Genomic DNA, 18,890 nt, shown 5'->3' on the forward strand with positions numbered 1-18,890 from the left:
GAGCAAGGCCTATTCGGCCTTAGCTCCCTTGATATCGACCTTACCGCCTGCTTTTTCAACTGCTTCAACAGCAGTTTTCGAAGCACCAGCAATTTCAAAGGTCACAGCAGCTTTCAGCTCACCACCGGCAAGAAGACGGACACCGTCTTTTACGCGGCGAATTACGCCAGCTGCTTTAAGAGCTTCTGCAGTTACAGTCGCAGAGGCGTCCAGTTTACCTGCGTCGATAGCAGTCTGGATGCGGCCTACGTTAACAGCAGTGAAGTCTTTTGCAAAGATGTTGGTGAACCCGCGCTTTGGCAGACGGCGATGCAATGGCATCTGACCACCTTCAAAACCCTTGATCGCAACACCAGAACGGGACTTCTGACCCTTTACACCACGGCCACCGGTTTTTCCTTTACCGGAACCGATACCGCGGCCTACGCGAGTACGTTCTTTAACTGCACCCGGATTGTCCTGAAGTTCATTGAGCTTCATCGTTTTTCTCCTGGCACCAATTACGCTTCATCAACGACGCGAACGAGATGCTGGACCTTACGGATCATGCCACGAACTTCAGGAGTATCCTTCAGTGTGGAACGACGGTGCATCTTGTTCAAGCCAAGGCCGACCAGCGTAGCACGCTGATCTTTTGGACGGCGAAGTGGGCTGCCGACCTGCTCGACCGTTACGGTCTTTTCAGTATTAGCCATGACACTAACCCTTGTTCAAATTTCTGCGGACAGAACGAAGCTTACGCTTCGCTCCTCACCACAACCGCATCATCATTGTCACGACGGCGTGCCTGCAAAGCGGAAACTTTGAGGCCACGGCGCGCTGCAACGGAACGCGGGCTATCTTCTCTCGTCAATGCGTCAAAGGTTGCGCGAACCATGTTGTATGGGTTCGAGCTGCCCAGAGACTTTGCAACAACGTCCTGAACACCAAGTGTTTCGAACACTGCACGCATTGGACCGCCTGCAATGATACCGGTACCAGATGGCGCTGCACGCAGCAGCACCTTACCTGCGCCGTGACGCCCCTCTACATCGTGATGTAGAGTGCGGCCTTCGCGCAGTGGAACGCGGATCATAGAGCGTTTTGCAGCTTCGGTTGCCTTGCGGATTGCCTCAGGCACTTCGCGTGCCTTACCGTGACCAAAGCCAACGCGGCCCTTCTGGTCACCAACGACAACGAGCGCAGCAAAGCCAAAGCGACGACCGCCCTTAACTACTTTTGCGACACGGTTGATGTGAACGAGCTTATCGACAAATTCGCTGTCGCGCTCTTCACGATCCCGGTTGTCCTGTCTTGCCATTTTAATGTCTTCCGTTTCTTAAAGAGCACCTGCAAAGGCGCTGATCAGAAATTCAGTCCGCCTTCACGAGCGGCATCAGCCAAAGCCTTCACACGGCCGTGGTAGATGTAACCGCCGCGATCGAACACGACTTCTTTTACGCCAGCAGCAATAGCGCGCTCAGCGATGAGCTTGCCAACAGCCGCTGCGGCTTCCTTATCAGCACCTGTTTTCAAGGTACCCTTGATGTCCGTTTCGATCGTAGATGCTGCAGCAACGGTGATACCTTTGGTATCGTCGATAATCTGCGCATAGATCTGTTTGGACGAGCGGAAAACGGACAGTCTTGGACGCCCATTCGCTACTTTTTTGATCGAACGACGCACACGTGCGCGACGACGTTCGAAAGAATTGCCATTCGCCATGGTCCGACCCGTTACTTCTTCTTGCCTTCCTTACGAACGATATGCTCGTCCGCATAACGAATACCCTTGCCTTTGTACGGCTCAGGCGGACGGTATTCGCGGATGTTCGCGGCGACCTGTCCGATTTGCTGCTTGTTAATACCGTTGATTACAATCTCAGTCGGTTTTGGGCAAGCAATCTGGACACCCTCAGGGATGGCAAATTTGACATCGTGAGAGAAACCCAGAGCAAGATTGAGTGTAGAACCCTGCACTTGTGCACGGTAACCAACACCAGTAATTTCAAGCTTTTTCTCAAAGCCTGCGGTCACACCAGTGATGAGGTTCGCAATCATTGTGCGGCACATGCCCCACATGGAGCGAGCCAGCTTGGTCTGGTTGCGTGGATCAATGCGGATGCCATCATCCGTCATTTCGACCTGAACAGCATCGTGGGCCACGAAGGAGAGTTCCCCCTTCGGGCCTTTCACGACAACTTCCTGGCCGTTGATCGTTGCCGTTACCCCGCTAGGCACGGGGACTGGCTTTTTGCCAATACGAGACATAAGATCAACCTGTCTGTTGTTGTTTTAATAATGTTGGCAATGCCGCATCAGAAGACGCGGCAAAGCACCTCACCACCCACGTTTTCATCACGTGCCTGATGGTCAGCCATTACACCCTTAGGGGTGGAAAGGATAGACACACCCAGACCGTTTGCAACGTGAGGGATGTTCTTCACTGAAGAATACACACGACGCCCAGGCTTGGACACGCGCTCGATGGTACGGATAACCGGCTCACCATCAAAGTACTTCAGTTCAATTTCAAGTTCGGACTTGCCAGCAGAAAACTCAACTGCGGTGTAACCGCGGATGAAACCTTCTGAAACAAGTACGTCCAGAATACGTGCGCGTAGCTTGGAGGCAGGTGTAGAAACCTTACCCTTGCGACGCATCTGCGCATTGCGAATGCGCGTGATCATATCCCCGACTGGATCGGAAATCGACATTGCAGTAACTCCTTACCAGCTCGACTTCACGAGACCCGGGATCTTACCCAGGGAACCCAGCTCACGAAGTGCCACACGTGACATCTTCAGCTTGCGGTAATAACCGCGTGGGCGACCTGAGACTTCACACCGGTTGCGTACCCGTATAGGCGCGGAATTGCGCGGAAGCTCAGCAAGCTTCAGCCGTGCATTGAACCGCTCCTCCAGGGACAAGTTCTCGTCCTTGGCCATAGCCTTAAGGGCTGCGCGCTTATCAGCGTACTTAGCTACAAGACGCTCGCGCCGCTTGTTTTTTTCGACCGCGCTTTTCTTCGCCATCGTCTGTCCTCGTTCCTTTCCCGTATACCGTGCTTATTTAGCACGGAACGGGAAGTTGAACGCGCGCAGTAGTTCACGCGCTTCCTCATCGGTATTAGCACTCGTACAAACAACAATGTCCATACCCAGCATGTGATCAACTTTATCGTAGTCGATCTCAGGGAAAACAATGTGTTCTTTGAGGCCCATTGCGTAGTTACCACGACCATCAAAGCCGTTCGGGTTCAGACCACGGAAGTCACGAACTCGAGGCAGCGCGATGGTGACCAAACGATCGAGGAATTCGAACATCTGGGCACGACGAAGGGTAACTTTGGCACCGAGCGGCATACCTTCACGAACTTTAAAGGTCGCGATAGATTTGCGTGCACGGGTAATAACCGCCTTTTGACCAGCAATCAAGGAAAGATCTGCAGCAGCAGTCTTAACTCGCTTACTATCACCAACTGCTTCACCAACGCCCATGTTGAGAACAACTTTCTCAATGGATGGGATCATCATTGGGTTGGAGTAGTTGAACTTCTCCTGCAGCTGTTTGCGCACCACTTCATCGTAATGCGCTTTAAGCCGTGGTTGGGTATTAGCTTCAGCCATCGATAACATCTCCCGAACGCTTTGCAAAGCGTACCAAGGTACCATCTTCGCTTGCTTTGAAACCTACGCGAGTAGGCTTGCCGTCCTTAGGATCTGCGATCGCCAGGTTGGAAAGCTGGATCGGTGCTTCCTTAGAGATAATACCGCCTTCGCTCTGCTGGGTCTGGCGCTGGTGACGTTTCACCAAGTTTACGCCACGCACGACAGCGCGGTTTTCGGCGGCGATCATCTGGATGACTTCACCGGATTTACCTTTATCACGGCCAGCGATCACTACTACAGTGTCGCCTTTTTTGATTTTCGCGGGCATCAGAGCACCTCCGGCGCAAGCGAAATGATCTTCATGTGATTCTTGGCACGTAGTTCACGAGGAACAGGGCCAAAAATACGAGTTCCGATCGGTTCTTTGTTGTTGTTGATCAGCACGGCCGCATTGCGGTCGAAACGGATCACGCTGCCATCTGGACGGCGAATGTCCTTCGCCGTACGTACGACAACAGCTTTCATCACGTCGCCCTTTTTGACACGGCCCCGTGGGATAGCTTCCTTGACGGAGACAACAATTACGTCGCCAACGCCAGCATACTTCCGCTTGGAACCGCCGAGCACTTTGATGCACATGACACGACGTGCGCCGGAGTTATCGGCCACATCGAGGTTTGTTTGCATCTGAATCATGACTCGTCGCCTTATTCTTTAGTTCAGCGATCCACCCGCTTTTAACAGCGGGCAGAACAACTGGATGCGTGATTAGTTCGCAGCCTCGTTAGAGACGACGACCCATTTCTTATTCTTAGAGATAGGTGCGCACTCTTCGATACTGACGGTGTCACCAACCTTGTAAGAATTTTGTTCATCGTGTGCACGATACTTCTTCGTACGGCGCACAGTTTTTTTCAGCAGCGGGTGGGTAAAGCGGCGCTCTACCTTCACCGTAACCGTCTTGTCATTCGCATCGCTGACAACGACGCCCTGCAAAATACGCTTTGGCATTTAGAGCTCCTTAAGCGTTATCAGACATGCGCTTTTCACGCAGGATTGTCTGAATCCGTGCAATGTCACGACGAACCTGTCGTACACGCACGGTGTTTTCGAGCTGACCAGTCGCCTTTTGGAAACGCAGGTTGAACTGTTCTTTTTTCAGTCCCTCCAGGTCTTCCCGCAGTTGATCTTCGGTCTTTGCCCGTACATCGCTAGCCTTCATGGCCTGTTCCTTTCGATGTCCGATTACTCGCCAATGCGCTGCACGAAGCGGCACTTAATTGGGAGCTTGGCTGCTGCCAGACGCATTGCCTCACGAGCAACTTCTTCTGACACGCCGTCAATTTCAAACATGATCCGACCAGGCTTCACCCGGCATGCCCAATATTCTGGGCTACCTTTACCCTTACCCATGCGGACTTCAGCCGGCTTGGAGGACACAGGTAGGTCCGGGAAGATACGGATCCACACGCGACCCGCACGCTTCATGTAGCGGGTCATTGCACGACGGGCCGCCTCAATTTGACGAGCGGTTACCCGCTCTGGCTCCAGCGCTTTCAAACCGAAAGCGCCGAAATTGAGGTCAGTGCCGCCCTTGGCGTTACCATGGATGCGGCCCTTGTGCTGCTTGCGGAACTTAGTTCGCTTTGGTTGCAGCATCGCTTCTCTCTCTTAAACTAGATCTGTCGTGAAGAGGTGCTGCTTACGCAGCACGCTCACGGCGACCGCCACCTTGGCGCTCATTTTTACCACCACCTTCGGTAGCGCGGCGCTCAGATGCCATTGGATCATGCTCAAGGATTTCGCCCTTGAAGATCCACACCTTCACACCACACGCACCATAAGCGGTGTGCGCAGTAGCAGTACCATAGTCAATGTCCGCACGCAGAGTGTGCAGCGGCACGCGACCTTCACGATACCATTCGATACGTGCGATTTCCGCACCACCCAAACGACCGCCGCAGTTAATACGGATGCCCTGGGCGCCAAGACGCATTGCAGACTGAACTGCACGCTTCATGGCACGACGGAAAGCAACACGACGCTCCAGCTGCTGAGCAATAGAAGCGGCAACCAGCTGTGCATCAGTCTCTGGCTTGCGAACCTCAACAATGTTGAGAACAACCTCAGAGTCGGTCATCGCTGCAATCTTCTTGCGAAGACGCTCGATGTCAGCACCTTTCTTACCGATAACCACACCTGGACGACCAGAATGGATGGTTACGCGGCACTTGCGGTGAGGACGCTCGATAACGACCTTAGACACGGCAGCCTGCTTGAGTTCCTCAAGAAGGAACTCACGGATGCGGAAATCTTCATGAAGAAGATTACCGTATTCGTTTTTGTCAGCATACCAGCGGGAGTCCCAAGTACGGTTGATGCCGAGGCGGAACCCAATTGGATTAATCTTCTGACCCATTAGGCGCTCTCCTCAACTTCCCGAACAACGATGGTCAGGTTAGAGAACGGTTTCATGATCCGCCCTACCCTGCCACGGGCCCGAGGCTGGAAGCGCTTCATTACAAGCGCTTTGCCAACGTATGCCTCGGCGACAACAAGATTGTCGACGTCGAGGTCGTGGTTGTTTTCTGCGTTCGCAATAGCAGACATCAAGGTTTTCTTGACGTCGCCAGCAATACGCTTGCGAGAGAAGGTCAGATCAGCAAGAGCCTTACCAACTTTCTTACCGCGGATCGATGCTGCAACGAGGTTTAGCTTCTGCGGAGAAGTCCGCAGCATGCGGCATACTGCCTTTGCCTCGTTGTCGGCGAGCGTCCGCTCAAGCTTCTGCTTGCCCATCGTTATTTCCTCTTCGCCTTTTTATCAGCTCCGTGACCGTAGTAGGTGCGGGTTGGGGAGTACTCGCCCAACTTCTGACCAACCATGTCTTCGGAGATCAAAACAGGAATGTGCTTTTGACCGTTATAAACGCCAAAGGTCAACCCCACGAAGTGCGGCAAAATAGTGGAACGACGGCTCCAAGTCTTGATGACCTCATTACGGCCAGACTCGCGAACCTTCTCCGCCTTCTTCAGGAGGTAACCGTCGATGAACGGCCCTTTCCAGATCGAACGTGCCACGATCCGTTCCCCTTACTTCTTACGTGCGTGACGGGAACGAACGATGTACTTATCGCTCGACTTGTTACGCCGCGTACGTTTACCTTTAGTCGGCTTACCCCAAGGAGTAACCGGATGACGACCGCCGGATGTACGACCTTCACCACCACCATGTGGGTGATCGATCGGGTTCATCGCAACACCGCGAACATGCGGGCGGCGACCAAGCCAACGGGAACGACCTGCCTTACCAAGGTTGATATTGGCATGATCAGGGTTGGAAACCGCACCAACGGTTGCCATGCAAGTGCCAAGCACGCGACGCTGCTCGCCAGAGAGCAGACGGATCAAGGTGTAACCGGAGTCACGACCAACGATCTGCGCGTAAGCACCGGCAGAACGAGCAACCTGAGCGCCTTTACCAGGCTTCAGCTCAATGTTGTGAACGATGGTGCCAACCGGGATGGATGCCAATGGCATCGCGTTCCCTGGCTTCACGTCCACGTGCTCGCCAGCTACAACCTTGTCGCCAGCAGCAAGACGCTGTGGAGCCAGGATGTATGCCTGCTCACCATCCTCATAGGAGATGAGAGCAATAAATGCGGTGCGGTTCGGGTCATATTCAAGGCGCTCTACGGTGCCAACAACGTCGAATTTACGACGCTTGAAGTCAACCATACGGTAGGTGCGCTTATGACCACCACCAATGTTGTTTGCGGTTTTACGGCCGTAGTTGTTACGACCACCGGTCTTGGACAGGCCTTCAGTCAATTTCTTGACTGGCTTGCCTTTCCACAATTCTGAACGGTCAACCTGAACCAGCTGACGACGGCCAGGAGATGTGGGATTAAATGTCTTAAGTGCCATTTGTTCTCACTCCCCCTTAAAGACCGGTTGTCACGTCGATGGCTTCGCCATCTTCAAGAGTAACAACAGCCTTTTTGAAGTCAGACTGACGACCAATGATACCGCGGAAACGCTTTTCCTTACCCTTACGGACAAGAGTATTAACCGCTTTAACCTTCACACCAAACAGAGCTTCAACAGCTGCTTTGATTTCAGGCTTGGTCGCTGTGTTCGCTACCTTGAAAACAACTTTGTTCTGTTCAGAAGCAATAGTTGCCTTCTCGGTGATGACCGGAGAAACGATTGTATCGTAGTGAGCAATCTTACTCATTAGAAGCGCTCCTCCAGGGCTGCGATGGCCGCTTTGGTCAGAACCAACTTTTCACGACGAAGAATGTCGTAAACGTTGATGCCCTGTACCGGCAGCACGTCAACCAACGGAATATTGCGGGATGCCAGACCAAAGTTTGCATCAACCTCAGAGCCATCGATGAACAGCGCGCTGTTCAGGCCAAGGTTAGCAAGTGCACCTTTCAGTGCCTTGGTTTTAGCATCAGCAGATTTCGCCTCGTCCAGCACAATCAGATCACCAGCAGCAGCTTTAGCAGAAAGAGCATGCTTGAGACCAAGCGCGCGAACTTTCTTTGGCAGGTCGAACGCATGCGAGCGAACAACCGGACCAAATGCACGACCACCACCACGGAACTGAGGAACCTTACGGTTACCGTGGCGTGCTCCGCCAGAACCTTTCTGGCGAACGAACTTTTTAGTGGTACCAGTAACTTCGGAACGACCCAAAGTTTTGTGAGTACCAGCCTGGCGCTTAGCGAGCTGCCAGCGTACTACGCGCTGGATCAGGTCCTTACGTGGCTCAAGACCAAAGATGTCTTCAGACACGGTGATCGAACCGGCTGCGCCGCCAGCGAGGGTCTTAACCTCGAGTTCCATCACTCACCTTCCTTCCCGGTTTCGGTCGCTGCAGCTTCAGCCGCACGGAAGGCACCAGGAACTGGCGCTGCTTCTGGCAGAGCTTTTTTAACTGCATCACGAACCAGGATCCAACCGCCCTTAGAACCAGGTACAGAACCTTCAACCAAGATCAGACCGCGCTCAGCGTCGGTACGAACGATCTTGAGGTTCTGAGTGGTAACGCGCTCGCTACCCATGTGTCCGGCCATTTTCTTGCCTTTGAACACTTTACCTGGGTCCTGACACTGACCCGTAGAACCATGCGCACGGTGAGAGATAGATACACCGTGAGAAGCGCGACCACCACCGAAGTTGTGACGCTTCATAGCACCTGCAAAGCCCTTACCGATAGATGTGCCGGTAACATCAACAAACTGGCCATTCACGAAGTGGTCAGCAGTAAGTTCTGCACCAACTTCAATCAAGTTGTCTGTGGTTACGCGGAACTCGGCGACTTTACGCTTTGGCTCCACCTTCGCGGCTGCGAAGTGGCCGCGCATAGCGCGATCCGTATTTTTTACTTTTGCTGCACCAACGCCAAGCTGTAGCGCTGTGTAGCCATTCTTTTCTTCCGTCCGGTGGGCAACGACCTGGCACTTGTCCAGGGCCAGCACGGTTACAGGCACGTGTTCACCTGCCTCATTGTAAACCCGTGTCATTCCCACTTTCTGGGCGATCACTCCAGAACGCATCGGTGTGTCCCCTTATGGCCGCCTAGAGTTTGATCTCGACGTCCACACCAGCAGCCAGATCGAGCTTCATCAAAGCATCAACTGTCTGCGGGGTTGGATCGACGATGTCGAGCAGGCGCTTGTGTGTGCGCATCTCGAACTGATCACGACTCTTTTTATCGATATGCGGCCCACGAAGTACGGTGTACTTCTCGATCCGCGTTGGCAACGGAACCGGTCCACGCACTTGTGCGCCAGTCCGTTTCGCCGTGTTGACGATTTCCTTGGTGGAAGCGTCAAGAACACGGTGATCAAACGCCTTTAGGCGGATCCGAATATTCTGACCGTTCATGACTTATCCCTACTGAGTAAGAGTGGCAGCCTCATAGCAGAGACTGCCACCTAACTCAATTATTTTATTCGATGATTGCTGCTACAACGCCCGCACCAACGGTACGACCACCCTCACGGATAGCAAAGCGCAGACCATCTTCCATAGCGATCGGCACGATCAGCTCAACAGATACGGAGATGTTATCGCCCGGCATCACCATTTCGGTGCCTTCTGGCAGAGTAACCACACCGGTCACATCAGTTGTACGGAAGTAGAACTGTGGACGGTAGTTGGTGAAGAACGGGGTATGACGACCACCTTCTTCTTTGGTGAGGATGTATGCCTCTGCCTTAAACTTGGTGTGCGGAGTAACAGAACCCGGCTTACAAAGAACCTGGCCACGCTCAACTTCCTCACGACCAACGCCGCGGATCAGTGCACCGATGTTATCCCCAGCTTCACCCTGATCGAGCAGCTTACGGAACATTTCCACACCGGTAACGGTGGTTTTGGAGGTTTCTTTGATGCCAACGATTTCAACTTCGTCGCCAACGTGAACCACACCGCGCTCAACACGACCGGTTACAACAGTACCGCGGCCAGAGATAGAGAACACGTCTTCGATAGGCATCAGGAATGCCTGATCACGCGGACGATCTGGAGTAGGGATGTACTCGTCAACAGCAGCCATCAGTTCTGCAATTTTCTCAGTACCGATGTTTGCATCACGATCTTCAAGGGCTGCAAGAGCAGAACCAGCGATGATCGGAATATCGTCACCCGGGAACTCGTAGGAAGACAGAAGTTCACGAACTTCCATTTCAACCAGTTCCAGCAGCTCTTCGTCGTCAACCTGATCAACTTTGTTCATGAAGACAACCAGAGCAGGAACGCCAACCTGACGTGCCAGCAGGATGTGCTCGCGGGTCTGTGGCATAGGGCCATCAGCTGCGTTCACAACCAGGATAGCACCGTCCATCTGCGCTGCACCGGTGATCATGTTCTTCACGTAGTCAGCGTGACCCGGGCAGTCAACGTGAGCGTAGTGACGAGCTTCGGTCTCATACTCAACGTGTGCGGTAGAAATGGTGATACCGCGAGCACGCTCTTCTGGAGCACCGTCAATCTCGTCATATGCCTTGAAGTCACCAAAAGACTTGGTGATCGCAGCAGTCAGAGTGGTTTTACCGTGGTCAACGTGGCCAATCGTGCCGATGTTGACGTGCGGCTTATTACGTTCAAATTTTTCTTTAGCCATCGGATTACTCCGTTCTCTCTGTGATCCTGTGGACTGTCTTTAAAAGCTTAAGCGTATTTCGCTTTAACTTCGTCAGCTACAGCCTGAGGGACCTGATCGTAGTGATCGAACACCATGGAATACTGCGCACGCCCTTGGGACATGGAACGCAAGTTGTTCACGTAACCAAACATGTTGGCCAGCGGAACCATAGCAGTGATAACGGTGACAACACCGCGGTTTTCGGTACCGGAAATCTGACCACGACGTGAATTCAGATCACCAATAACATCACCCATGTAGTCTTCAGGGGTGACAACCTCAACCTTCATGATTGGTTCCAGAAGCTTCGGTTTTGCTTGCGCAATAGCTTCACGGAAACCGGCACGACCTGCGATCTCAAACGCCAGGACCGAGGAGTCAACATCGTGGTAAGCACCGTCTGTAAGCGTTGCTTTAATGTCGACCATCGGGAAGCCAGCAAGTGGACCAGAGGACATAACCGATTCAATACCCTTAGAAACACCAGGGATGTATTCTTTAGGTACGTTACCACCCACGATGGTGTCTTTAAACTCAAACCCAGCACCAATTTCATTAGGCTCGATTGAGAGTTTAATGCGAGCAAACTGACCGGTACCACCAGACTGCTTCTTGTGCGTGTAGTCGATGTCTGCAGGTGCAGTAATCGTCTCACGGTAAGCAACCTGAGGCGCACCGATGTTTGCCTCAACCTTGAATTCGCGCTTCATGCGGTCAACAAGGATGTCCAGGTGAAGTTCACCCATGCCAGCAATGATGGTCTGGCCGGATTCTTCATCTGTCTTCACGCGGAAGGATGGGTCTTCTGCAGCCAGGCGGTTCAGGGCAAGACCCATCTTCTCCTGGTCACCTTTGGTTTTAGGCTCAACAGCGATCTCGATAACCGGATCCGGGAACTCCATGCGCTCCAGAATAACAGGCTTCAGAGGATCACAGAGCGTATCACCGGTGGTGGTGTCCTTCAGACCAGCAATCGCAACGATGTCGCCTGCATAGGCCTCATCGATGTCCTCACGGCTGTTGGAGTGCATCTGCATCATACGACCAACGCGTTCGCGCTTGCCCTTAACAGTATTCATGACAGACGAGCCTTTGGTCAGCACGCCGGAATAAATACGGGCAAAGGTCAGGGAACCCACGAATGGGTCATTCATGATTTTGAAGGCGAGCATGCCGAGTGGCTCTTCATCAGAAGATTTGCGCTCGGTTTCTTCCTCGGTCTTCGCATCAATACCTTTAATCGCTGGAACTTCTACCGGGCTTGGCAGATAGTCAACGACCGCATCAAGAAGTGGCTGAACGCCTTTGTTCTTAAATGCAGTACCGCACATGACAGGAACAAAGTCACCAGCAATGGTGCCCTTACGGATCAGCGCCTGAAGCTTTTCAAAGGAAGGCTCTTCGCCTTCCAGATAAGCTTCCATTGCCTCTTCGTCCACTTCAACAGCGGTTTCGATCAGCTTGTCACGGTATTCCGCAGCCTGGTCAGCAAGATCAGCCGGAATATCCAGCTCATCCCAAGAAGCGCCGAGGTTTTCGGACTTCCAAACCAGTGCCTTCATCTTCAAAAGATCGACAACACCCTGGAACTCGCTCTCAGCGCCAATTGGCAGCTGCAGGCAAAGTGGGTTAGCGCCAAGGCGCTTCTCGATCATTTCTACACAGCGGTAGAAATCAGCACCGAGCTTGTCCATCTTGTTGACGAAGATCATCCGCGGGACGTTGTACTTGTCGGCCTGACGCCAAACAGTCTCGGTCTGCGGTTCTACGCCAGCGTTGGCGTCGAGCAGGGCTACCGCACCATCAAGCACACGCAAGGAACGCTCAACTTCAATTGTGAAGTCAACGTGGCCTGGGGTGTCAATGATGTTAAGACGCTTGTCATTCCAGAACGCAGTGGTCGCAGCAGAGGTAATGGTAATACCACGCTCCTGCTCCTGCTCCATCCAGTCCATAGTCGCTGCACCGTCGTGAACCTCACCAATCTTGTGAGATTTACCAGTGTAGTACAGGATACGTTCGGTTGTCGTCGTCTTACCAGCATCAATGTGAGCCATGATGCCGAAGTTACGGTAGTCCTCGATTTTATGCGTGCGTGACATTTCGCCAGCCTCTTTCCGGGGAGATTACCAACGATAGTGCGAGAACGCGCGGTTGGCTTCCGCCATACGGTGCGTGTCTTCGCGCTTCTTAACAGAGTTACCACGGCTGTTTGCCGCATCCAGCAATTCGCCAGACAGACGCTCAACCATAGTGGTTTCGTTACGACCACGGGCCGCTGAAATCAACCAGCGGATCGCCAGAGCCTGACGACGTTCTGTACGAACTTCAACAGGAACCTGATAGGTCGCACCACCCACACGGCGGGAACGAACCTCAACCTGCGGCATCACGTTTTCAAGTGCCTGATGGAACACTTCAACAGGGTTGCTGCGGGTTTTGTTTTCCATGATGTCGAATGCACCGTAAACGATACGTTCGGCAACAGATTTCTTACCATCGAGCATTACCGCGTTCATGAACTTGGTAACAACGATGTCTCCGAACTTTGGATCCGGAAGAACTTTACGCTTCTCAGCGGCGTGACGGCGAGACATAAGCTATATCCTATTATTTCGGACGCTTAGCGCCATACTTGGAACGACGCTGTTTACGGTCTTTAACACCCTGGGTATCAAGCACACCACGAATAATGTGGTAGCGCACACCCGGCAAATCTTTTACACGACCACCGCGGATCATAACCACGGAGTGCTCTTGCAGGTTGTGACCTTCACCCGGAATGTATCCGATAACTTCAAAACCGTTTGTCAGGCGGATTTTCGCCACTTTACGCAGAGCCGAGTTCGGCTTCTTAGGCGTCGTGGTGTAAACGCGTGTACAAACGCCCCGCTTCTGCGGGCATGCTTCCATCGCAGGAACCTTGTTCCGCTTTGGAGGGTCTTTCCGCGGATTGCGGATCAACTGGTTAATAGTCGGCATTTTGCCCTTTTACCTTTTGCTCTTAGACCGGACGCAGCAGCTGGTGGACATACGCAAACGAACTCCTCTTGCAGAAAGCAGCAATCGCCGCCATCTCCAAAAAAAGCCCTCGCGAAAAAACCAGAGGACCGCGGGTTGCGCGGTCATGCATTCGACTCTTATTCGCCTTTAAACCCGGCAGCGTTTAAGCTTTAGCATTCTGGGACGAGGCGTCACCGGAAACGGTCCTTACTTACCGCCTGCCATGGGGTTGCGCGGAAACTACTCAGATGCCCTGCCCCCGTCAAGTGCTTTCGCGGAAAAAGGCCGATTCCTGCCCCCTGCGATTGACTCTTACGGCAACCACACGTCACCGCGACAGAGCCACGGTAAGTTTTGGAAATAATCGACCAATTTCTGGTAATAATATTATATTGCGCGTATTCATCGGCAAACTCAGCCCATGCGCGTTAAAGTTATAGTTAACAAATTGCTAGCATTTGATTCTATAGGAGGAACCTCAAAAAACAAAAAGGGCAGCACCTGCCGCCCTCATTGTAGTTAGCACTGCCTATCGCAGGCTATTCATTGAACGCAATAACCGCGACCACCCCTTGCAGCGCATCAGCATAAGCCGCGTCGAATGGTTTCTCACTTGGCGCCTCGTCCAAAACCCCGATGCGTTCGAACTCGGCTTCCGCGTAACTGTCTTCAGCCAACGCCTCAAGCCCTTGACGCACAGCATCATCTTCATCCGCTGCACGCACCAACAAGTTCACAACAATCGCATCATCTTGGCCAAGTTTGTCTTCTTCCCAAACACGGCCAACAATGATGAACACCATTGCGTCTTCGTTTGTATTCTCATCGCTCATTAGTTAATCCTCATAGTGGCGTAGGTGCCAAGCAAAAAGGAAAGGGCCACCTCTTGGGCGGCCCTTTTAGTCTTATGTGGCTTACTCGCCTTGCTGCGAGAAATCTTCGAGCATCGAGTCCGCCGCCCCGGCGGTTGATGCTGCGCGCCGCGCTTCCATAATCAGATCGTCGCGTTTCATCGCAACTTTCTGGATCCGGTTCATCGCCCCGCCGGTACCTGCCGGGATCAGACGACCCACAATGACGTTCTCTTTCAAGCCGTCGAGTGGATCGCGTTTGCCCGCAACCGCAGCTTCGGTAAGAACGCGGGTGGTCTCCTGGAAGGACGCAGCAGAGAAGAACGAACGGGTCTGCAAGCTCGCCTTGGTGATACCCAGCAGCACTGGAACCGCCTTGGCTGGATCGCGTGCATTATCGATCGCGCGCTGGTTGGCTTCCTCAAAGTCGATCTTGTCAACCTGCTCACCGGCAAAGAACTCGGTTTCACCAGCATCGGTAATTTCGACTTTCTGCAGCATCTGGCGAACGATAACCTCAATGTGCTTATCGTTGATCCCCACACCCTGAAGACGGTAAACCTCTTGAATCTCGTTCACGAGGAACGCTGCCAGCGCTTCCACACCCTTAATTGCAAGGATGTCATGCGGTGCTGGGTTACCGTCGATCAGGTATTCACCCTTTTCGATAGTATCACCTTCTTGCAAATGGAAGTGCTTGTTCTTCGGAATGAGGTATTCAACCGGCTCAAGAGCTTCATCATGCGGCTCGATCACCACACGACGCTTGTTCTTGTAGTCACGGCCAAAACGGATCGTCCCGTCGATTTCGGCAATGATCGCGTGATCCTTCGGACGGCGGGCCTCGAACAGTTCCGCAACCCGTGGCAGACCACCGGTAATGTCTTTGGTTTTCGCGCTCTCCATTGGAATACGTGCAAGCACGTCACCAGCTTGAACGTGATCCCCCGGCTGTACCGACAAAATAGCGTCAACAGACAACAGTGAACGGGCGTCACCGCCACGCTGCAGCTTCTGCAACTTGCCACTTTCGTCCTGCACAACAATCGCCGGCTTCAAATCCGCACCACGAGGGGTCGACCGCCAGTCGATAACCACACGCTTGGTGATACCGGTGGTTTCGTCGGTATTCTCCTGAATAGAGGCACCATCCACCAGATCTTCAAAGCCCACACGACCGGAAACCTCGGTGAGGATCGGACGGGTATATGGATCCCACTCGGCAATACGGTCGCCGCGCTTGATAGTGTCACCTTCATCGACAAACAGCTTGGAGCCGTATGTCAGGCGATGAACGGAACGCTCATTGCCGTCACTGTCAATGATGATGACAGACATATTACGCGCCATAACAATCAAGTTGCCGGAGCTGTCCCGTACCACATTGCGATTGCGGGTCTTGATCGTACCGTCATAGTTCGCCTCGATGAACGAGCTATCAACAACCTGCGCTGTACCACCAATGTGGAACGTACGCATGGTAAGCTGCGTGCCCGGCTCACCAATGGACTGCGCCGCGATAACACCAACAGCTTCGCCATTGTTCACTGGCGTACCACGTGCAAGGTCACGGCCATAACAGGCAGCACATACACCGGTCTTGGTTTCGCAAGTCAGCACAGAGCGGATCTTAACGGACTGTACTTTGGCAGCCTCGATCAGTTCCACGTCTTTTTCGTCAAGCAACGTACCATTTGGTACAATCACATCACCGGTCGCACTGTTCACCACATCTTCTGCGGTGGTACGGCCAAGGATACGCATACCAAGGGTCGCGATCACGTTACCGGCATCGACAATCGGGGCAACGGTAATACCGTTTTGCGAACCACAATCGCGCTCCAGAATGATGCTGTCCTGCGCCACATCCACCAGACGGCGGGTGAGGTAACCGGAGTTCGCGGTTTTAAGAGCCGTATCAGCCAGACCCTTACGGGCACCGTGCGTGGAGTTGAAGTACTCCAGAACCGACAGGCCTTCTTTAAAGTTCGCGATAATCGGGTTTTCGATGATGCCGCCATCCGGCTTCGCCATCAGCCCGCGCATACCACCCAGCTGCTTCATCTGTGCAGGTGAACCACGCGCACCGGAGTGAGCCATCATCCAAACAGAGTTCATCGGCTTTTCACGGCCAGTTTCCTCATCATGTTCGGTAGAGGAGATGCGCTTCATCATCTCGTCAGCGACTTTGTCGGTACACTTCGCCCAAGCGTCAACAACCTTGTTGTATTTCTCGCCCTGGGTAATCAGACCGTCATTGTACTGCTGCTCGTATTCCGCAACCATCTTGGCGGTATCATCCACCAGTCCAGCTTTGGTATTTGGAATGACCATGTCATCCATACCAAACGAAATACCGGCAAGACAAGCGTTCTTGAAGCCAAGCTGCATCACGCGGTCACAGAAGATCACGGTCTCTTTCTGACCGGCTGCACGATACACAGCGTCGATCATCTTGGAGATCTCTTTCTTCGTCATCAGCTTGTTAGCGATGTCGAAGGTGACTTCAAAGTGCTTAGGCAGCAAATCCGCGATCATCATACGACCAGGCGTGGTCTCATGGATCTCGGAGGTCTCGTTGCCCTCTGCATCAACAGATTTAAAGCGGCCACGGATCTTGGTGTGCAGCGTGATAATGCCGTTATCCAGCGCCTGCTGCAACTCGCCAAGGTTACCAAAAGCCATGCCTTCGCCCGGCTCGTTCTCTGACATGATCGACAGATAGTAAAGACCTAGCACAATATCCTGCGAAGGAACGATGATCGGGCCACCATTCGCTGGGTGCAGAATGTTGTTGGTAGACATCATCAGCGTACGCGCTTCAAGCTGGGCTTCCAGCGAAAGCGGTACGTGAACAGCCATCTGGTCACCATCGAAGTCAGCGTTAAACGCAGAACAGACGAGCGGGTGCAGCTGAATAGCCTTACCTTCAATCAACGTAGGTTCAAATGCCTGAATCCCAAGACGGTGTAGCGTTGGCGCACGGTTCAAAAGAACTGGGTGCTCGCGGATCACCTCGTCAAGAATATCCCAAACTTCCGGACGCTCTTTCTCAACCAGCTTCTTCGCCTGCTTAACAGTCGAGGAATAGCCCTTCGCATCAAGGCGCGAGTAGATAAACGGCTTGAACAACTCAAGCGCCATCTTCTTCGGCAAGCCACACTGGTGCAGCTTCAGGTTTGGACCCACGGTAATAACGGAACGACCGGAGTAGTCAACGCGCTTACCGAGCAAGTTCTGACGGAAGCGACCTTGCTTACCCTTCAGCATGTCAGAGAGCGACTTCAATGGACGCTTGTTGGCACCCTGAATAACACGGCCACGACGACCATTGTCAAACAACGCATCAACAGACTCTTGCAGCATGCGCTTTTCGTTACGGATAATGATATCCGGCGCACGCAGCTCAATAAGACGCTTCAGGCGGTTGTTACGGTTGATAACACGGCGATACAAATCGTTCAGATCCGACGTCGCGAACCGGCCACCGTCCAGCGGCACCAACGGACGCAGATCCGGCGGGATCACCGGCACAACAGTCAGGATCATCCACTCCGGACGGTTACCGGACTCGATGAACGCTTCCACAACCTTCAAACGCTTAGCTAGTTTCTTAGGCTTCAGCTCGGTGGTTGCCTCGGCAATTTCCTGACGGATTTTTTCGGATTCGGCCTTCAGGTCCATGCTGGCGAGAATCTCGCGGATCGCTTCCGCACCGATCATCGCGGTGAACGCATCTTCACCGTACTCGTCCTGCGCCGCAACATGCTCTTCCTCTGAAAGCAGCTGGTGCTGTTTCAATGGCGTCAGGCCGGGCTCAATAACGATATAGTTTTCAAAGTACAAAACGCGCTCAAGATCCTTCAGCGTCATATCCAGCAACTGGCCGATGCGCGATGGCAACGACTTCAAGAACCAGATATGCGCAACAGGAGCCGCCAGCTCGATGTGGCCCATGCGCTCGCGGCGTACCCGAGACAGCGTGACTTCAACGCCACACTTCTCACAGATAACGCCTTTGTACTTCATGCGCTTATACTTACCGCACAAGCACTCGTAATCTTTGATCGGACCAAAAATACGGGCACAGAACAGCCCTTCCCGCTCCGGCTTAAAGGTGCGGTAGTTGATCGTCTCAGGTTTCTTGATCTCACCAAAGGACCAGGAAAGGATCTTTTCCGGGCTGGCGATCGAAATTCGGATATGGTCGAACGTCTGTGCAGGAGCCTGTTGATTGAACAGGTTCATTACCTCTTGCGACATCAGCTCTCTCCTTAGATGCGCGGGCG

Annotated in this window: 27 protein-coding genes; all 27 read right to left on the reverse strand. The window is 53.1% G+C overall.

Annotated elements, in window-relative coordinates; genetic code table 11:
* Positions 1-9: 9 nt before the first annotated feature.
* The 27 genes from rplO to rpoC all read right to left on the reverse strand — a co-directional run bounded on the left by rplO (position 10) and on the right by rpoC (position 18,864).
* The gene (gene rplO, locus AYK82_RS08455) at positions 10-480 is read right to left on the reverse strand and encodes a 50S ribosomal protein L15 (protein ID WP_068314044.1); all 471 of its coding nucleotides are present in this window, start codon (positions 478-480) and stop codon (positions 10-12) included.
* A 20-nt stretch (positions 481-500) separates the two neighbouring features.
* Entirely contained in the window at positions 501-695 is a 195-nt protein-coding gene (gene rpmD / locus AYK82_RS08460) for a 50S ribosomal protein L30 (RefSeq protein ID WP_068314046.1), read from the reverse strand.
* A gap of 41 nt (positions 696-736) precedes the next feature.
* On the reverse strand, positions 737-1,300 hold the full coding sequence (gene rpsE, locus AYK82_RS08465) for a 30S ribosomal protein S5 (protein WP_068314049.1): 564 nt from the start codon (positions 1,298-1,300) through the stop codon (positions 737-739).
* A gap of 44 nt (positions 1,301-1,344) precedes the next feature.
* The gene (rplR, locus tag AYK82_RS08470) at positions 1,345-1,704 is read right to left on the reverse strand and encodes a 50S ribosomal protein L18 (RefSeq protein ID WP_068314052.1); all 360 of its coding nucleotides are present in this window, start codon (positions 1,702-1,704) and stop codon (positions 1,345-1,347) included.
* A gap of 11 nt (positions 1,705-1,715) precedes the next feature.
* Positions 1,716-2,249, reverse strand: a complete 534-nt coding sequence (gene rplF, locus AYK82_RS08475; RefSeq protein WP_068314054.1) for a 50S ribosomal protein L6 — start codon at positions 2,247-2,249, stop codon at positions 1,716-1,718.
* 47 nt (positions 2,250-2,296) lie between these two features.
* Complete coding sequence (gene rpsH / locus AYK82_RS08480) at positions 2,297-2,695, reverse strand: 30S ribosomal protein S8 (RefSeq protein ID WP_068314057.1); 399 nt, start codon at positions 2,693-2,695, stop codon at positions 2,297-2,299.
* A gap of 12 nt (positions 2,696-2,707) precedes the next feature.
* Positions 2,708-3,013 (reverse strand): 30S ribosomal protein S14, encoded by a 306-nt coding sequence (gene rpsN, locus AYK82_RS08485; RefSeq protein WP_068314060.1) that lies wholly within the window; start codon positions 3,011-3,013, stop codon positions 2,708-2,710.
* 33 nt (positions 3,014-3,046) lie between these two features.
* Positions 3,047-3,607, reverse strand: coding sequence for a 50S ribosomal protein L5 (gene rplE, locus AYK82_RS08490; RefSeq protein ID WP_068314063.1), 561 nt, complete (start codon positions 3,605-3,607; stop codon positions 3,047-3,049).
* Complete coding sequence (rplX, locus tag AYK82_RS08495) at positions 3,600-3,917, reverse strand: 50S ribosomal protein L24 (RefSeq protein WP_068314066.1); 318 nt, start codon at positions 3,915-3,917, stop codon at positions 3,600-3,602. Before rplX ends, rplE begins: the two co-directional genes overlap by 8 nt.
* Positions 3,917-4,285 (reverse strand): 50S ribosomal protein L14, encoded by a 369-nt coding sequence (gene rplN / locus AYK82_RS08500; protein WP_068314069.1) that lies wholly within the window; start codon positions 4,283-4,285, stop codon positions 3,917-3,919. The genes rplX and rplN overlap by 1 nt, the downstream gene beginning before the upstream one ends.
* A gap of 72 nt (positions 4,286-4,357) precedes the next feature.
* Positions 4,358-4,600: a 30S ribosomal protein S17 gene (gene rpsQ, locus AYK82_RS08505; protein ID WP_068314072.1), complete on the reverse strand. Its 243-nt coding sequence runs from the start codon at positions 4,598-4,600 to the stop codon at positions 4,358-4,360.
* Between the two features lie 10 nt (positions 4,601-4,610).
* On the reverse strand, positions 4,611-4,811 hold the full coding sequence (gene rpmC, locus AYK82_RS08510) for a 50S ribosomal protein L29 (protein ID WP_068314075.1): 201 nt from the start codon (positions 4,809-4,811) through the stop codon (positions 4,611-4,613).
* A 23-nt stretch (positions 4,812-4,834) separates the two neighbouring features.
* Positions 4,835-5,248, reverse strand: a complete 414-nt coding sequence (gene rplP / locus AYK82_RS08515) for a 50S ribosomal protein L16 (protein WP_068314077.1) — start codon at positions 5,246-5,248, stop codon at positions 4,835-4,837.
* A gap of 43 nt (positions 5,249-5,291) precedes the next feature.
* Positions 5,292-6,008, reverse strand: a complete 717-nt coding sequence (gene rpsC, locus AYK82_RS08520; RefSeq protein ID WP_068314080.1) for a 30S ribosomal protein S3 — start codon at positions 6,006-6,008, stop codon at positions 5,292-5,294.
* On the reverse strand, positions 6,008-6,388 hold the full coding sequence (gene rplV / locus AYK82_RS08525; RefSeq protein ID WP_068314083.1) for a 50S ribosomal protein L22: 381 nt from the start codon (positions 6,386-6,388) through the stop codon (positions 6,008-6,010). Before rplV ends, rpsC begins: the two co-directional genes overlap by 1 nt.
* A gap of 2 nt (positions 6,389-6,390) precedes the next feature.
* Positions 6,391-6,669 (reverse strand): 30S ribosomal protein S19, encoded by a 279-nt coding sequence (gene rpsS / locus AYK82_RS08530; RefSeq protein ID WP_068082314.1) that lies wholly within the window; start codon positions 6,667-6,669, stop codon positions 6,391-6,393.
* Positions 6,670-6,681: 12 nt separating this feature from the next.
* Positions 6,682-7,515: a 50S ribosomal protein L2 gene (rplB, locus tag AYK82_RS08535; RefSeq protein WP_068314086.1), complete on the reverse strand. Its 834-nt coding sequence runs from the start codon at positions 7,513-7,515 to the stop codon at positions 6,682-6,684.
* A gap of 16 nt (positions 7,516-7,531) precedes the next feature.
* Positions 7,532-7,825, reverse strand: a complete 294-nt coding sequence (locus tag AYK82_RS08540; protein ID WP_068314089.1) for a 50S ribosomal protein L23 — start codon at positions 7,823-7,825, stop codon at positions 7,532-7,534.
* On the reverse strand, positions 7,825-8,442 hold the full coding sequence (gene rplD, locus AYK82_RS08545) for a 50S ribosomal protein L4 (protein WP_068314092.1): 618 nt from the start codon (positions 8,440-8,442) through the stop codon (positions 7,825-7,827). The genes AYK82_RS08540 and rplD overlap by 1 nt, the downstream gene beginning before the upstream one ends.
* The gene (gene rplC, locus AYK82_RS08550; protein ID WP_068314095.1) at positions 8,442-9,155 is read right to left on the reverse strand and encodes a 50S ribosomal protein L3; all 714 of its coding nucleotides are present in this window, start codon (positions 9,153-9,155) and stop codon (positions 8,442-8,444) included. Before rplC ends, rplD begins: the two co-directional genes overlap by 1 nt.
* 22 nt (positions 9,156-9,177) lie before the next feature.
* Entirely contained in the window at positions 9,178-9,486 is a 309-nt protein-coding gene (rpsJ, locus tag AYK82_RS08555) for a 30S ribosomal protein S10 (RefSeq protein ID WP_068314098.1), read from the reverse strand.
* Between the two features lie 64 nt (positions 9,487-9,550).
* Positions 9,551-10,726 carry an elongation factor Tu gene (gene tuf, locus AYK82_RS08560; protein ID WP_068314101.1) on the reverse strand — a complete coding sequence of 392 codons (1,176 nt, stop codon included), beginning with the start codon at positions 10,724-10,726 and terminating at the stop codon, positions 9,551-9,553.
* A 47-nt stretch (positions 10,727-10,773) separates the two neighbouring features.
* The gene (gene fusA, locus AYK82_RS08565; protein WP_068314104.1) at positions 10,774-12,849 is read right to left on the reverse strand and encodes an elongation factor G; all 2,076 of its coding nucleotides are present in this window, start codon (positions 12,847-12,849) and stop codon (positions 10,774-10,776) included.
* Positions 12,850-12,873: 24 nt separating this feature from the next.
* Positions 12,874-13,344 (reverse strand): 30S ribosomal protein S7, encoded by a 471-nt coding sequence (gene rpsG, locus AYK82_RS08570; protein WP_068314106.1) that lies wholly within the window; start codon positions 13,342-13,344, stop codon positions 12,874-12,876.
* A 13-nt stretch (positions 13,345-13,357) separates the two neighbouring features.
* Complete coding sequence (rpsL, locus tag AYK82_RS08575; protein WP_068314108.1) at positions 13,358-13,729, reverse strand: 30S ribosomal protein S12; 372 nt, start codon at positions 13,727-13,729, stop codon at positions 13,358-13,360.
* Between the two features lie 560 nt (positions 13,730-14,289).
* A complete protein-coding gene (locus tag AYK82_RS08580; protein ID WP_068314111.1) occupies positions 14,290-14,583 on the reverse strand; it encodes a hypothetical protein in 294 nt (97 codons plus the stop codon).
* A gap of 81 nt (positions 14,584-14,664) precedes the next feature.
* Positions 14,665-18,864 carry a DNA-directed RNA polymerase subunit beta' gene (rpoC, locus tag AYK82_RS08585; protein WP_068314114.1) on the reverse strand — a complete coding sequence of 1,400 codons (4,200 nt, stop codon included), beginning with the start codon at positions 18,862-18,864 and terminating at the stop codon, positions 14,665-14,667.
* Between the last annotated feature and the right edge of the window lie 26 nt (positions 18,865-18,890).

The sequence above is a fragment of the Polycladidibacter hongkongensis genome, from assembly GCF_001561995.1.
Taxonomy (GTDB): Bacteria; Pseudomonadota; Alphaproteobacteria; order Rhizobiales; family Stappiaceae; genus Pseudovibrio; species Pseudovibrio hongkongensis.